Below are 15,253 nucleotides of genomic sequence, written 5' to 3' on the forward strand. Positions count from 1 at the left end.
ATTTTCGGTAGAAATTTTTATGGCAAGAGTAAAAGGTCAAAAAGTAAAAGAGTGTTCTTTTTGTGGGCTTAGTGTTGCTGAGCTTGGGGGTAATGTTGTTATATCTAATGGAGTAGCTATTTGTCCTGAGTGTTCTAAAATATGTCACAATCTTTTTAAAGAAAAATTGTGCAAGTCGCTAGATTCTAAGTTCAATGGTTTACCAACTCCCAGACAACTTAAAGATCATTTAGATATGCATGTTGTTGGGCAAGAAGACGCAAAAAAAGTTTTATCTGTGGCTGTTTATAACCATTATAAGAGAATATTGAAAAATAATAAATATGATAATGGTATTGAGATTGAAAAATCCAATATACTTTTGGTTGGGCCTACAGGCAGTGGTAAAACTTTGCTTGCAAAAACATTGGCTGCAGAGATGAATGTGCCGTTTGCAATAGCAGATGCTACAACCTTGACAGAAGCTGGATATGTTGGTGAAGATGTAGAAAATATTTTACTTAAATTGATACATGCTGCTCATGGGGATGTTAGTCTAGCCGAGAAAGGGATTATTTATATAGATGAAATAGATAAGATTGCTAAAAAAAATGAAAACGTTTCAATAACAAGAGATGTTTCTGGAGAAGGGGTTCAACAGGCTTTGTTAAAGATAATTGAGGGTACTATTGCTAATGTTCCTCCAAGAGGAGGAAGAAAACATCCCTATGAAGACACTATTGAAATTAATACCCAAAATATACTCTTTATATGTGGCGGTGCATTTGTTGGGCTTGAAAATATTGTTAAGAATCGAATGAATAAGAGTTCTATTGGGTTTTCAGCGATTGAAAAAAAGAACATAAGAGAAGACACTTCATTGAAGTATTTAGAAATGGAAGATTTGATTAAATTTGGTTTGATACCAGAATTTGTTGGTAGACTTCCTGTACATTCGTATCTTGAAAAATTAAGTAAAGAAGATTTGATGAGAATATTAGTTGATCCTCAAAATTCTATTGTTAAGCAGTATTATCATATGTTTAAAATGGACAATGTAGAATTAGTATTTGAAAAAGATGCTTTGGAATCAATCGTAGATGAAGCTATCTTAAAAAATACTGGAGCAAGAGGTCTTAGATCTATTTTAGAGGGTCTTCTTAAAGATGTTATGTTTGAGGTTCCTTCTATTAGTAGGACTAAGAAGGTTGTTGTTACAAAAGAGTCTGTTTTAAATGCAGATATTAACCCATTAATTTTGGTGGGAAATGCAACTAAAAAACCTTGGGCAAAAGAGTTATATGAAATCAATCTTAAATATGATAAAAAATAAAAAAGAAGATCTTCCAATTGTTATTTTAAAAGAAAATGTTCTTTTCCCTAATATGACACTGTGGGTAACTTTTGATAATGAATATGTAATTAATTCTATAGCTCAATCCATGTTAGAAGATAGGTTGATTCTTTTTGCTTATCCAAGTGAGTCTAATTATGACGGATCTGGCAAAGAAGGGATTAAAAACCTATGCTCTGTAGGTACATATTCCAAACTTATTCAGGTTATAAAAGTCAGTAAAGATGTAATAAAGGTTTTGGTCGAGTGTCAAAGCAGAGTTCTTATAGGTAGCGTTTCAAAAAAAAATGATTATCTGAGAGCCAAAGTTACTTTTGTGCCTGATGCTAGTGGATTAAACAGAGAACTTTTTGCTTATTCTAAATTTTTAAAAGAAACTTATGAAGTTTATAGAAATTCTTTATCTTTAAAATCTTATGATAGTGATAATGAGTCAATCAATTATTTTGAGAATCCAGGTAAGCTTGTCGATATTATAGCCTCTAACTCAAATTTAGAAAATAGTATAAAATTGGAGCTTTTGCAAGAGTTAAATATTAAAACCAGGATAGAAAAGTTAATTGTTAATTTGAATATTGAAATTGACCTTTTAGATCTCAAAAAAGATATTAATTCTAAAGTTAGAGCTAAGTTGGATAAGGGCCAAAGGGATTATTTTCTTTCTGAGCAAGTTAAAGAGATACAAAAAAGACTGGGCAAAGATGAGAATGATTATATTGATAGATTAAATTCCAAAGATATTCCAGAAGATGTTAAATTTAAGATTGAAAAAGAAATTTCTAGATTATCTAAAATGCAGATGAATTCTCCTGATGCTAATATTATTAGAAGTTATATAGAATTAATATTAGATCTTCCGTGGAATGAAAATACTGTTATGAAAAATCATTTAAGCGAGATTGAGTTTATCTTAAGAAATTCTCATTATGGTATGGATGAAGCAAAAGAAAAGATAATAAATTTTTTAGCTGTTTATCAAATTAATTCTAAGGTTAAAGCTCCTATTTTATGCCTTGTGGGGCCTCCTGGCGTTGGCAAAACATCTCTTGTAGAATCTATTGCAAGGTCTCTTTCTAGAGAATTTGTTAAAATATCTCTTGGTGGCTTAAGAGATGAGGCAGAAATTAGGGGACACAGAAGAACTTATGTTGGTTCTCTTCCGGGTGTTTTTATTAGTGCAATGAAAAGATCAGGCAAATCTAATCCTGTTATTCTTCTTGATGAGATAGATAAAATTAATAATAGTTATAAAGGTAATCCAGAATCTGCTCTGTTAGAAGTTTTAGATCCTGAGCAAAATTATAAATTTATAGATCATTATTTAGAAATCCCTTATGATCTTTCTAATGTTTTATTTGTTACAACTGCCAATTCTCTTCATGGTATGTCAAAGCCACTTCTTGATAGAATGGAAATAATTAAAGTTGATGGGTATTCTTATATTGAAAAGTTAGAAATTGCTAAGATTTTTTTGATTCCAAGTATAATTAAAGAAAGTTTTTTAGACAAAGTCTATATAAGAATAGAAGATGATGTTATTTTGAATTTAATTAGAAACTATACTATGGAATCCGGTGTAAGGGGGCTAAAGAGAGTTTTAACTAACTTGATTAGGAAGCTTGTAAGGGAGTTGCTTTATAAGTATTCTAAAGATCAAATTATTAAAGGCAATTTTTATTCACCAAGTTCGTTGATACATGGAAATAATTCAATTTTTACTCATGATCCTGATATTCCAGGTATTTATAAAATAATCAATATTAATAATTATTATAATTACGTTGATACTGAATATAATTTGGATTTAATTAAGATTGACTCTTCTGGATTTGTTTATGGACTTGCCTGGACAAATTATGGTGGTACAGTTCTTCCTGTTGAGGCAATTAAGTTTGAGAAAAAAGGAGATATTATTCTAACAGGTAGTCTTGGAGCTATTATGAAAGAGAGTGCACAGCTTGCATATTCTATAGTTAAAACTTATTCTTCTAAGCTTAATTTCGACGTAAAAGAAAGTCCCGAAATTCATTTGCATTTTCCAGAAGGAGCAACGCCAAAAGATGGACCTTCTGCAGGTATTACCATTGCAACAGCAATTGCTTCAATACTGTCCGACAAAAAAGTTCCTTTGGATCTTGCAATGACTGGTGAGATAACTTTAAAAGGCTTCGTTCTTCCTGTAGGTGGAATTAAAGAAAAAGTTTTGGCAGCCTATAGAAACGGTATAAACAAAGTTATTTTACCTAAAGACAATAAAAAAGATTATTTTAAGCTTCCAGAAGAAGTTAAGGATAATATAGATGTTAAGTTTGTCTCTAATTTGGAAGAAGTTTTTGATTATTTGAATATTATTTAAAAATTTAAATTTATATTCTAGGAGTAAATATATGAAAGATGGAGTTAGAAAACCTTCAGGAAGTAGAGCGTCTTTTAGTGCTCAACCTTATGCTAAAAGCTTAAAAAAGAATAACAGTTTTTCTTGTTTTGCTAAAAATAATTTAGGGAAAAATTTTTTAAAGGGTAAAAAAAAAGGTAAATAAAAAAGTGGCTTTAATTGGCCACTTTTTGCTTCTTTGACAATACAAAAATAAAAGGCATGTTATGCTCTCTTAGAATAATACTCTACAACCATTTGCTCATTAGCAAGCGTAGGTATTTCGTCTCTTGATGGAGCATGCTTTACTTTTATGTTTAAATCATCAGCGTTTACTTCTATCCAAGTTGGTAAATTTCTAAGAGACGAAGTTTTTTCTATATTTGATCTTATTAATTTTTTTAGACTGTCTTTCTCTTTTATTTGAATTAAATCATTTGCTCTTAATATGATTGAAGGAATTGTAACCCTTCTTCCATTCAATATAACAATCCCGTGAGAAACTATTTGTCTTGCGTGTGCTCTTGAGATGGCAAATCCAGCTCTATATACAATATTGTCAATTCTTCTTTCAAGTATTGATAGTAAGTTGTCTCCGGTAACACCATGATGTTTTTTTGCTTCTTTAAAAGTGTTGGTTAACTGTCTTTCGCTTACACCATAAGTAAACTTTATCTTTTGTTTTTCTATCAATTGTTTTCCATATTCTGTGATTTTAGCTTTTCTAGCTTTTCCATGCATTCCGGGAGGATGTGGTTTTTTTTTAAGGATTTTGTCATATTTTGGCTGTTCAAAAATATTAATACCAAACCTCCTTACCAACTTACCTTTAGCTATTTGTTTCCTGTTCATCAATTCCTCACATATTAAAATAAAATATAGCAGGGATAGGACTCGAACCTATGACCTTCGGGTTATGAGCCCGACGAGCTACCAACTGCTCTACCCTGCGTCTTACAGTTTAAAATGTTATCACAACTTTATTATAAGTGTCAATTATTTGTTTATTATTAATTTAATTAGACCAAGAAGTATATATCATTTATTTCTTTATGTTCTTGTTTTACAATTTTTCTAATATTTTGTGTTTTATTTATAAAACTTTGAAATTCATTTTCTGAATTCAAATTTATTTTGATGTAAAGCACAAGTTTGTTACCCTGATTGTGAAAATTGAGTGTTTTAAAGTTTATATTTAAATTTTTCAATGTGTCTTTTACGCTTCTTTTAAGATCTATATTTTGTTTTGAGAGCAAATTGTTTGCGTTATTTATTATTACATTAAGTCCCTCTTTTATTATGATAAAGCCAATGAATATAGACATAATTTTGTCAAAGCCACTCCACATGTAAGTTGCAAGTAATAAGCTTAATGTAATCCCACCGTGTGAGAATATACAGTTTTTATCGGCTGAAGCTAGTGCTAGGAGAAGTTGGTTGTTGTATCTTTTCCCTATTTGAAATTTTGTCAAATATTCTATTATTTTCACTATGAAAAAAATGAAGGGGGTAAGTGGTATCCATAAACTTTTTTTAAGGGAATTATTTGAAAATATTTCTAGTATATTTTTTTTGTCTTCTTCATTGTGATCGTGTGAGTGGTTGTGATCATGGTCATGTGAGTGGTCATGTAAGTCATGTAAGTCATGTATATTATTATTTTTATTTTTGTTTTGGTGTATGTGCAGAGTAAATCCAGACTCTCCCCCCAGAGTTATAAATTTATTTAATCCTGTTGTATTTAAAAATAGTGTAAATCCCGCCATAACTATGATTATTCCCATGATAAAAGCTATTAAGCTTTCCATTAGTTTGTGTCCATGAGGGTAGTGAATGGTTTCAGGTTTGCTTGTAATTTTTAAGCTAAAATAAGTTATTGTAGATAAAACAAAATCGGCCATAACATGGAAAGCATCAGCAATAAGCGCAAATGAGTTAAAAAGTATTCCGACAGTAAGCTTAGAAGATATTGATGCTACTTCGGTGAATATAGAGATTATTCCTATTCCCATTACAAATGTATCTTCTTCTATTTCAGATGCTAATTCTTTTTTATATTGAGAATCTTTATTTTCAAACCCTAAACCCAAAAGCTCTTCTTGTATTTCAGTAATTTTGCATAAAATTGTGTTAAATTTGGTTTTTTTGCCGTAATGAATTAAATTGCTAATCATTATTCTTTCTATGCCTTCTGATTTAAAATCATCATCAATATAAAAATGAATTATTTTAATTTGACCATCCGTTGCTGATGCTTTAAGATTTGCAATTAATTTTGAATTATTTTCAATATAAACGATGTAGATATCTTCTTTTTTTAAAGGATCTAGCTTTAAATGAGCAAATTTATGGATGTTTTTTAAGCTTATTACCTTAACCATAATTGTAACATTCTCCTGGTTATTGCATAATTTTATCAATGTAGATATTAATGCTACATTTTATCAATTATTAAATTCAAGTTCAATCTTGGTTTATTAAGACAAAAGTAAGGAATATTTTATGCGGCAATCTGATTTTTTTGTGAAAAAATGTAAAAAAATTATTTTTAATAATAATTTGCACAGTTTAATTGAAAATATTAAAAATATTTTTTGTGAAATTTTAAAAGAGTTTGACAGAAATTCATTAGAAGATGTATTCAATTATTATTATGAATCTTATGATTTTAATAATAGTTTATATAGTTTTGTAGAAAAATTTGTTCCAATTATTAATTTTTTGTTATTGGATGACTTGGAGTATAACTTTAGTTTTGATGAGAAGAAACTTATTTTAAATACATTTAATTTATCTGCTAATACTCTTGAAAGCGATAAATTAAATAGGCTTGCGAATGCTATAGTTTCTCTAAAGATATTAGATTAATTTAGTTTTTATAAGTTGTGACTATGTTGTTGTTACTCGAAGCAGTTCTTTTCTATCGAAAGGAGCTCTAAGCAAATCTTTTAATATATAAATTTTTGTTGGTGTTTTGTTTTTATTAAATGAGTTAGATTCTGTTATTATTATTTTTGTATCCTGATCAAAAAATTCTGCCATTACTTGCAGGCATATAGCACATGGAATAGCTTCGGGACTTGTATTAAGCAATAAAAAATCTATTTCTTGTACACCTATTTTTGCAATCATATTTGAAATAGCACTTCTTTCTGCACAACAAGTTGCGCCAAAACTTGCATTTTCAACATTTGTTCCAATAAAAAAATCGTTTGTTTTAGTCTTAATGCAGACTCCTACTTTGAATTTTGAATATGGAGAATATGAATTGTTTCTTGCTTTTTCTGCCATATAAAATGCTTTATCTATATCTTCTTGTTTTAATTTTGTCACAATTGCCCCCATATATTGTATTTGATTATCCTTTGTGGTTTATTTTATTGAAATATTGTAATATAGTCAATGTAAAACAAGCTACAAACTTGTTTTGCGGAAGGTTTGCAAACTTTATTATGAGAGATGTTATTAATTTTATTAAAAGGTACAATAATTTTATTATTATTGGGCACAAGGATCCTGATTTCGATTGTATAGGTTCGTCTTTAGCTTTATCATCTTTTCTCTCAAGAATTGGTAAAAATTCTATTTTATTAAATGAGGGTCCTTTTGTTAGAAAAGAAATAATGCCCTTTAAGGATAAATTTTTATCTGAGTGGCCTAATATTGAGCTTGCAGATTATTCAGTTATTATTTTGGATTGCTCAATTTTAGATAGGATAGGCGATGAATTTATATTTTATGTAAAGGATATGCCTATTTTAGTAATAGATCATCATATGTCTGGTGAAAAATTAAAATGTGCAGGTTATATTGATCCTTTTGCGCCCTCTACGACTTTTTTAATTGAAAAATTAATCAGAGAATTTGGATATGATCTTACAAAAGAAGAGGCATGGTATATTTTAGTAGGATTTTGTACTGATACTGGGTTTTTTAAATTTATTTCAAGAAGTGATCCGGAGCCTTTTGAAATGGTTGCAAGATTGGTTTCAAAAGGAATAAGTCTTAAAGAAGTTTACAGTTATATAGAAATATCCAAAAGCCTAAAGTCAATAGAAACTCTTAAGTTAATGTTAAACAATCTTGAATCTTATTGGAATGGAAAGGTTTTATTTACATTTTTATCTTCTTATAGTTCTAACAAAGATGGTATTGTTAGTGGGGTTAATGAACTTTTTTATATGCTATTAAGCAATGTTGATAATAATGAAGTTTTAGGTATTTTAAAGGAAATGGAAGACGGTTCGATTATAGTTGGGCTTAGATCCAAAGATTCTTTTAATGTTGGAAAATTGGCAGAAGATTTTGGAGGTGGGGGGCACAAAAATGCTAGTGGGTTTAGAATTAAACAAAGTTCTTTAGAGATTGTAAAAAATAGAATGCTAGCGTACATTAAGGATAATATTTATTTATAATATCACTTAAAGGGATGGTTCCTTTTGGATCAAAATCCTTAGTTAGTGTTAAAAATCCAGATTTAAATGCCAGAGGTGTTGTTCCATAAATGATTACTATGTTTTTTATCCAATGTAATTTTTTGATATGTTGAGGCGTAAGGGATACAATTACGCTTATTTTATCTTTATATTCTTTTAAATTTTCTAAATATTTCAAACTCCCAGGCGTTGATAAATGAAAGATGACTTGTTCAAATTTTTTAATTAATTTTTTAATTTCGTCAAGTTTTTTAAGATTGATACTGTTTAAGGGATAATAGTCGTAATAGTAAGCATATGTGTTTTGAAATATTTTTTTGCCTTCTGCCATCATTTTGTAGTAAGGAGATATTATAAGGGTTTTTTTGGTTTTAGATATTTCTTTATCTACTCTTACTTTTGTAATACTCCTTAATGTATTTTGTTCAAAAAATTTTTCACCTTCTTTTGAATATATTTTTCCATCTTTATTGAAATTAGGGTAAAGATCAGATTGATTTTTATTTTCTTTTAAGTATGTCAATTTTATTCTTAATATTCTTTTATTAGATTCAATAATATTGTTTTTTATTTCTAAATCTTTTTTCATTAAGTTTAGTAGCATGTTGTAAGCATTTTTTTGTATATTTTCATTTAAAGATATTAAAAAGATGTCATTTTGGGTTCTAACTATTCTTTCAATTGTAGTGTAAATATTCTCATTATTGTATTTTACTGCGTTCATTAATAAATCATCAGTAATTATTATGTTATTATATTTTAATTTCTTTCTCAGTATATCTTTAATTATTTTTGTTGAAGACGATGCAGGAATATTTTCTCCATTTGTAAGCTTTGGATATGCTAGATGGCCTGTCATTATTACCGGAATGTTTTCTTGGATTAATATTTTATATGGTAAAAGTTCATTTAAATTTATTTCTAGTAAATTAGAATTTATTATTGGAATATTTATATGAGAGTCAAGAGCAGTATTTCCATGTCCTGGGAAATGCTTTGCGGTAGAAATTATTCCCCCTTGCTCTTGTCCTTTGTAAAAGGCCAGAGCAAGAAGTGATACTATTTTTGGGTTATCTGAATATGTTCTTGGTCCTATTGTGAAATTATTTTCATTACTATAGATATCTACTATGGGTGCAAAATTTAAATTTATTCCAAGTTGACTTAGCTCTTGTGCTATATAATAACCTGTATTATAAGAATCTTTTGGAGACATGGATGCTGCAATTCCAAGATTGCCAACTGTTCCCGATGTATTTAATTTTATGTGCTGTGCCAACCCCCCTTCTTGATCTGTTGCTACAAATAAAGGAATTTTAAATTTATTATTTTGAGATGTTTTTTGAGCTTTATTAATACTTTCTGTTAAGTTTTTTAAATTTTTTGCGTTCCATCCAAAAATTTTAATTCCCCCAAGATTTTTTTTACTTATAAAATCAAGAACAAAATTTGTGATTGATTGATTGGGGTAGCTTATCATGAACATTTGTCCTAATAGTTCATGATTTTGCATTTTGCTTACCATTTCATTTATTAATTTTTCTCTTTCCATTGTATCCCAAAAATCAATGGAGAAGCAGTTGGTAGCTATAAAAAGGGCGATAAGATAAAAATTTCTTTTCATTTAACCATACAAATAATAAATGCTAATAAGATTAGTATCTATGTATATTAGCAAATCATTTTGTATTATACTTTATAATAATTCTTTTGAATAATAACATTGACAAAGCATTATTGAAATTTATAAACTTAATAAAAGTTTAAGCTGATGTAGCTCAGTTGGTTAGAGCACTCGGCTCATATCCGAGTTGTCGTGGGTTCAAGTCCCTCCATCAGCATTAGGGGTTTTAATGGTAGTAGGAATTGTTCTTGCAAATGGCTTTGAAGATATTGAGGCTATAGTTCCGATTGATATTTTAAGACGGGGCAATGTTAATATTCAAGTTATCAGTGTAAATGATGATAATGTTGTGATAAGCTCAAAAGGTGTTTCTTTTTTAACAGATGATGTAATATCAAATTGTAAAGAGAATGATTTTGATCTAATAATCCTCCCAGGAGGCATGCCCGGAGCTACTAATCTTTTTAATTCAAAAGAATTGGATTTAATTTTAAAAGATATGAATGCTAAAGGTAAATTTATTGCAGCTATTTGTGCTTCTCCAGTAGTGGTGCTTGCTGCAAAAGGTCTTTTAGGATTTAATAAGTTTACATGTTATCCAGGTTTGGAAAAAAACGTGTTTGATGGTGAGTTTGTAGATAAAAATGTTGTAATTAGTAATAATTTTATTACTTCTAAAGGAGTTGGAACTTCATTTGAATTTGCCTTTACTCTTCTTGAAATGATAAAGGGAAGGCAGATAATGGAAAATGTTAAAAAAGCAACTTTACTTTGTGGGGGTTAAATATAAAACTATTTAAAATGGCTATAATAAATTAATCAAATTTAGTTTTTAAAATTGAAAATCATAAGTTTTTTGGAATTAAATTATAAATGTCTTCAAGAATGGTTGATTCTTCATTTGTTGGTATTGCTAGTATTTTTACTTTGCTTTTAGTTGTTGATATTTCGGATTCTAAATTTTTGTTTTGAGCCATTTCATTTTTTTCAAGGTCCAGTTCTATTCCAATTTTTTCAAACCCTTTTAGTGCAAGATTTCTTATTCCATAATCAACAATACCAATCCCACCTGTAAAAATTATTGCATCAATATTAAAATCAAGAATGGCAATGTAAGATCCAATATATTTTTTTATTCTATATGCCATTATCTCTACTGCAAGTTTTGATTGATATTCTCCTTCTTCAATTTGGTTCCAAATGTCTCTCATATCATTTGATTTTCCAGAAATCCCTAGTATACCGCTTTCTTTATTTAATATTTCTTCAATTTGTTTAGTGGTTTTATTTAATATTGTGCTCATTAAATTAATAATTGCTGGGTCTATATCACCACTTCTTGTTCCCATCGCAAGGCCTTCAAGTGGAGTAATTCCCATACTTGTGTCATAAGATTTTCCATTTTTAACAGCATTAATGCTTGCTCCATTTCCAAGATGTAATATTATTAAATTTAGATCGTCTATTTTTTTATTTAAAATTTTTGATGATCTTTTTGTTATGTAGGAATAAGAAAGGCCGTGAAAGCCATATTTTCTAATATTGTGTTTTTTATACCAAGAATATGGAGTTGCGTAAAGAAAAGCATGTTCTTTTATAGTCTGATGCCATGATGTATCGAAGCATAAAACTTGTTTTGTGTGTGGTAAAATTTTAAGTACTGTTTCTATTGTTGTGATTGCACTTGGGTTGTGAAGTGGAGCAAGTTCAGAAATTTGTTTTAATTTATTTAAAATGCTGTTTTTAAGAATTACTGAACTTTTAAAGTTTGATCCTCCATGTACAACTCGATGTCCTATTATTTTAATCTCACTAATAGTTTTAAGAATTTTTGAATTACTGTTTAGCAATATTTTAAACATTTTTTCTATTGCTTTTTGGTGATTTTCAACTCCTTTCACTGATTTTTCTATTATTGATCCATCAGTATTTATAATTTTTATGATTGATTTTGGTAATTTTATTTTTTCAATAATTCCAGATATTAATTTTTTTGAATTTTCATATTGATAAATAGTAAATTTTAACGAAGAACTTCCTGTGTTTATGATTAATATTTTCATTTTTTTTCCTTTTATGCTTGACAAGCTATGTGTTTGTTTTTAGCAAGTTAATGTTTTTATATATGTAATTTATTTTGTCAGATTTCTCAATATTTTTAAAGCTTAAGAATATTGATTTTTGGTACGATGGATTTAATAGTAATAAATTAGGATGCTTTTGAACTATTTCTATTATTTTGTTCATAGGGATGCTTTCAGTGTTTTTATATTCTATTTCCAGAGTTCTATTTGTTTCTTTTAGTTTTTTTATATTTAATTTTTTTGCTAATATTTTAAGTTCAGCTAACATTAATAGACTATTTATTTCTTTAGGTATTGGGCCAAAGTTGTCGTGGATTTCCGATCTTATCTTTTTACTTTCTTCTTCGGTTTGAATTTCAAAGATTTTTTTGTAGATTAGTATTTTATCCTGTTCATTTTTTGCATAATTGTCAGGAATGAAGCCGTTATAGTTAATTTCAATATCAACTTCTTCTTCTAATGAAATTTTCCCCATTTTTTTCTCAATTGCTTTATTTAGCATTGTTAAATAACAGTCCAATCCAATCGATTCAATTTCTCCATGTTGTTCTCTACCAAGCAAATTTCCAACACCTCTTATTTCCATATCTTTCATTGCTATTTTAAATCCAGATCCTAGGTCTGAAAATTCGGTTATTGCTCTTAGTCTTTCAATAGAGCGTTCATTAAGCTTTTCGCTATCTTGGTACAAAAAATAAGCATAAGCTTTCTTAGAACCCCTTCCAACTCTTCCTTTTAGTTGATATAGCTGAGCAAGTCCAAACTTGTTTGCATTGTTAATTATTATTGTATTTGCGTTTGGGATGTCTATTCCATTTTCAATTATTGTTGTTGCTAATAAAATTTGATAAGCTTTTTTAATAAAATTGTGCATTATGTTTTCAATTTCGTCTCCTGTGAGTTTTCCATGAATTATTGCAATCCTTGCGTAAGGAGTTAATTTTTCAATTAATGTTTTTAAATAATGCAGTTCTTCAATATTATGATTTACTAAAAAAACTTGACCATCCCGAGATAGTTCACTTTCAATTGCATGTTTTATTAAAAGCTCACTAAACGATTCTAAATAAGCTTCTATTTTTACTCTGTTTTTAGGAGGAATTTTTAAAACGGAAATATCTCTGAGTTTAATTAGTGACATGTGAAGAGATCTGGGAATTGGTGTTGCAGAAAGAGCAAGACAATCAACTGAAATTTTTATTTCTTTAAGTTTTTCTTTTTCCTTTACGCCAAATCTTTGTTCTTCATCAATTATTATTAGTCCTAAATTTTTGCAGGTAAATTTTTTTGAAAGAATTTTGTGTGTTCCTATGATTATATCAATTTCCCCGGTTTTCAATTCTTTTAAAATTCGGTTTTCTGTATTGTTTTTGATAAATCTGCTTAATACTTCGATTTTGATTGGGAAATTTTTGAATCTTTTTTTGAATGTATTAAAATGTTGTTCTGCCAAGATAGTTGTTGGTGAAAGTACAATAACCTGTTTGTTTCCCATTACAGCTTTAAAAGCAGCCCTCATTGCGACTTCAGTTTTTCCAAATCCAACATCTCCACAAAGAAGGCGATCCATCACTTTGAAGCTCATCATGTCTTCTTTGATTTCTTTTATTGCTGTTATTTGATCTGGAGTTTCATCGTATGGAAATTCAGATTCAAATAACAATTGTAATTCGTTATCTTCTGGGTATTTAATACCTTTAATGCTTTCTCTTTTTGAATAAAGCTCTATTAATTTGTCTGCAATCTCTTCAATTCTTTTTTTTGCGTTTGCTTTATTTTTTATCCATGTTTTAGAGCTAATTTTATCCAATTTAATATTTTTAGGATCGCCCCCAATATATTTTTGGATTAAATTTGTTTGTTCAATTGGAATAAATAGCTTTTCTCCTTCGGCGTATTCAATTTCAATATAATCTTTTTCAAGAAAACTTGTTTTTATTCTCTTTATTTGTCTAAATATACCAATTCCATGGTTTATGTGAACCACATGGCTGTTTTTTTCAATCTCAATAAAAGAGCTAATAGCTTTTGTTTTTGAAGATTCAAAGGTTTTGTTTATTTTTTCCCCTGTATTGAAGATGTTTGATTCAAGAATAATTGCGATTTTTTCTTTTTCTATTATTAAAGAGCTAGATATTTTTAAAACCTCAATTGATACTTTTGGTAATTCTTTGAAAATATATTTAAGTTTTTCTTTTTGTGATTCGGATTCTGCTGCAATAACGATTTTAAATCCATTTTTTAGCCAATTTTTGAATTCTTCTTTTGCAAGCATAATATTTGAAAAAAAGTTTCTCTCACTTTCAATTTTGAATTCTACAATTTCTTTGGATTTAGAACTTTTAATCTTTGAAAATAAAACATCGCTTTTTAGATTAAAGGTTTTAGAATTTAAGAAAATTTTTTTTGGATCAATTATATTTTTTCCAGCTTCTTTTGCTTCTATATAAAGCTTTTTATATTCTTGGTGTATTTTTTCAATTTCTTTTTCTAAATTGTTAATTTCAAAGTTTACAATAGGTGTGTCTTTTTCAATTTCATCACTTAAGTAAGTATTTGCTACTAGAGGATAAAACATCTCTTCTGTTTTTGTTTCTTTTTTTAAATTTAACTCTTCAAAAATTTTTTTATATTCACCAGATTTAATATTTGTTTTTAAGTTATTAATAACATCATTCTTCCAAATAATTTCTTTTTTTGGAAGAATTTGAAATTCTAAAATTTCATTATCTTGTTTTAATTGGGTTAAAGGATCGAATTTCTTTATTTCTTCTATTTTGTCGAAGTTTAATATAATTTTTATTGGGTTTTGTTCTCCAAAAGAGTATATGTCTATAATTTCTCCTTTTATTGCAAATTCTCCTGGAATTGTTACTCTGAATGTTTTTTCATATCCCAATGTTATGAGATTTTTTTCAATATCTGATGTATTAATCTTAGTATTTTTTTTAATTTTATATATATTTTTTAGTAATGTATTTTGATCTGGTATTTTGCTAAGCAATGATTTTAAAACTGTAATGTATATTCCAGGATTTTTTTTATAAAAATTTATCAAGAATTTGATTCTTTCGTTAAAAATCGTACTTTTTGAGCTAATGCCCTTGTATACAAGGGGACTAAAATAGTTAAGCTCAAAGATTTGATTTGTAATTACTTTTAAATCATTTTTAATTTTATCTAATGTATGTTCGTCTTTAACTATTAATATTATTTTCCCGGTTTTACTATATTCTTTGATTTTTTTAATTAAGAAAGCTTTGAAAAATCCTTCATATCCTATTAATGAAAAAAATGTATTTTGTTCTAAAAATTCTTTCATTTTTTTTAAATTGGAATTATTTCTTAATATTGTTGTTAGTTCTTCATCTATATTCATTTTTTACCTTTTTGTTTAATTAA

12 protein-coding genes and 2 tRNA genes are annotated in these 15,253 nt (G+C 28.1%); 7 read left to right on the forward strand and 7 right to left on the reverse strand.

From position 1 onward, the window contains the following. The first annotated feature begins 19 nt into the window (after positions 1 to 19). The 3 genes from clpX to HNP68_RS00995 are packed head-to-tail and all read left to right on the forward strand — an operon-like array spanning position 20 to position 3,873. Positions 20 to 1,312 (forward strand): ATP-dependent protease ATP-binding subunit ClpX, encoded by a 1,293-nt coding sequence (gene clpX, locus HNP68_RS00985; RefSeq protein ID WP_183219501.1) that lies wholly within the window; start codon positions 20 to 22, stop codon positions 1,310 to 1,312. Next, positions 1,299 to 3,689, forward strand: a complete 2,391-nt coding sequence (gene lon / locus HNP68_RS00990) for an endopeptidase La (RefSeq protein WP_183219986.1) — start codon at positions 1,299 to 1,301, stop codon at positions 3,687 to 3,689. Before clpX ends, lon begins: the two co-directional genes overlap by 14 nt. Before the next feature lie 31 nt (positions 3,690 to 3,720). After that, positions 3,721 to 3,873 (forward strand): hypothetical protein, encoded by a 153-nt coding sequence (locus HNP68_RS00995; protein ID WP_183219503.1) that lies wholly within the window; start codon positions 3,721 to 3,723, stop codon positions 3,871 to 3,873. A 59-nt stretch (positions 3,874 to 3,932) separates the two neighbouring features. Here HNP68_RS00995 and rpsD read toward each other — a convergent pair whose 3' ends face one another. The 3 genes from rpsD to HNP68_RS01010 all read right to left on the reverse strand — a co-directional run bounded on the left by rpsD (position 3,933) and on the right by HNP68_RS01010 (position 6,088). Further along, positions 3,933 to 4,559: a 30S ribosomal protein S4 gene (gene rpsD / locus HNP68_RS01000; RefSeq protein WP_183219505.1), complete on the reverse strand. Its 627-nt coding sequence runs from the start codon at positions 4,557 to 4,559 to the stop codon at positions 3,933 to 3,935. Positions 4,560 to 4,586: 27 nt separating this feature from the next. Further along, positions 4,587 to 4,659 (reverse strand) — tRNA-Met (locus HNP68_RS01005). A gap of 67 nt (positions 4,660 to 4,726) precedes the next feature. Next, positions 4,727 to 6,088: a cation diffusion facilitator family transporter gene (locus tag HNP68_RS01010; protein WP_183219507.1), complete on the reverse strand. Its 1,362-nt coding sequence runs from the start codon at positions 6,086 to 6,088 to the stop codon at positions 4,727 to 4,729. Between the two features lie 121 nt (positions 6,089 to 6,209). On the opposite strand from HNP68_RS01010, the gene HNP68_RS01015 reads away from it, so the two are divergent. Next, a complete protein-coding gene (locus HNP68_RS01015; protein ID WP_183219510.1) occupies positions 6,210 to 6,575 on the forward strand; it encodes a hypothetical protein in 366 nt (121 codons plus the stop codon). Between the two features lie 21 nt (positions 6,576 to 6,596). Here HNP68_RS01015 and cdd read toward each other — a convergent pair whose 3' ends face one another. Next, positions 6,597 to 7,040, reverse strand: a complete 444-nt coding sequence (cdd, locus tag HNP68_RS01020; RefSeq protein WP_183219512.1) for a cytidine deaminase — start codon at positions 7,038 to 7,040, stop codon at positions 6,597 to 6,599. A 119-nt stretch (positions 7,041 to 7,159) separates the two neighbouring features. Here cdd and HNP68_RS01025 point away from each other — a divergent pair, with 119 nt between their 5' ends. After that, positions 7,160 to 8,122: a DHH family phosphoesterase gene (locus HNP68_RS01025; protein WP_183219514.1), complete on the forward strand. Its 963-nt coding sequence runs from the start codon at positions 7,160 to 7,162 to the stop codon at positions 8,120 to 8,122. Here the strand turns inward: HNP68_RS01025 and HNP68_RS01030 are convergent. Beyond that, the gene (locus HNP68_RS01030) at positions 8,100 to 9,695 is read right to left on the reverse strand and encodes a glycoside hydrolase family 3 N-terminal domain-containing protein (RefSeq protein WP_183219516.1); all 1,596 of its coding nucleotides are present in this window, start codon (positions 9,693 to 9,695) and stop codon (positions 8,100 to 8,102) included. The genes HNP68_RS01025 and HNP68_RS01030 overlap by 23 nt on opposite strands. A 215-nt stretch (positions 9,696 to 9,910) precedes the next feature. Between HNP68_RS01030 and HNP68_RS01035 the strand changes: the two genes are divergently transcribed. Together HNP68_RS01035 and HNP68_RS01040 are read left to right on the forward strand one after the other, a co-directional pair. Then, positions 9,911 to 9,984 (forward strand) — tRNA-Met (locus HNP68_RS01035). 12 nt (positions 9,985 to 9,996) lie between these two features. Then, positions 9,997 to 10,551, forward strand: a complete 555-nt coding sequence (locus HNP68_RS01040; protein WP_183219518.1) for a DJ-1 family glyoxalase III — start codon at positions 9,997 to 9,999, stop codon at positions 10,549 to 10,551. 61 nt (positions 10,552 to 10,612) lie between these two features. On the opposite strand, the gene HNP68_RS01045 is transcribed toward HNP68_RS01040, so the two are convergent. After that, positions 10,613 to 11,830 carry an acetate kinase gene (locus HNP68_RS01045; RefSeq protein ID WP_183219520.1) on the reverse strand — a complete coding sequence of 406 codons (1,218 nt, stop codon included), beginning with the start codon at positions 11,828 to 11,830 and terminating at the stop codon, positions 10,613 to 10,615. Between the two features lie 25 nt (positions 11,831 to 11,855). Next, positions 11,856 to 15,230: a transcription-repair coupling factor gene (mfd, locus tag HNP68_RS01050; RefSeq protein WP_183219522.1), complete on the reverse strand. Its 3,375-nt coding sequence runs from the start codon at positions 15,228 to 15,230 to the stop codon at positions 11,856 to 11,858. Positions 15,231 to 15,253: the final 23 nt, after the last annotated feature.

Source organism: Borreliella yangtzensis (assembly GCF_014201775.1).
GTDB classification, from domain to species: domain Bacteria; phylum Spirochaetota; class Spirochaetia; order Borreliales; family Borreliaceae; genus Borreliella; species Borreliella yangtzensis.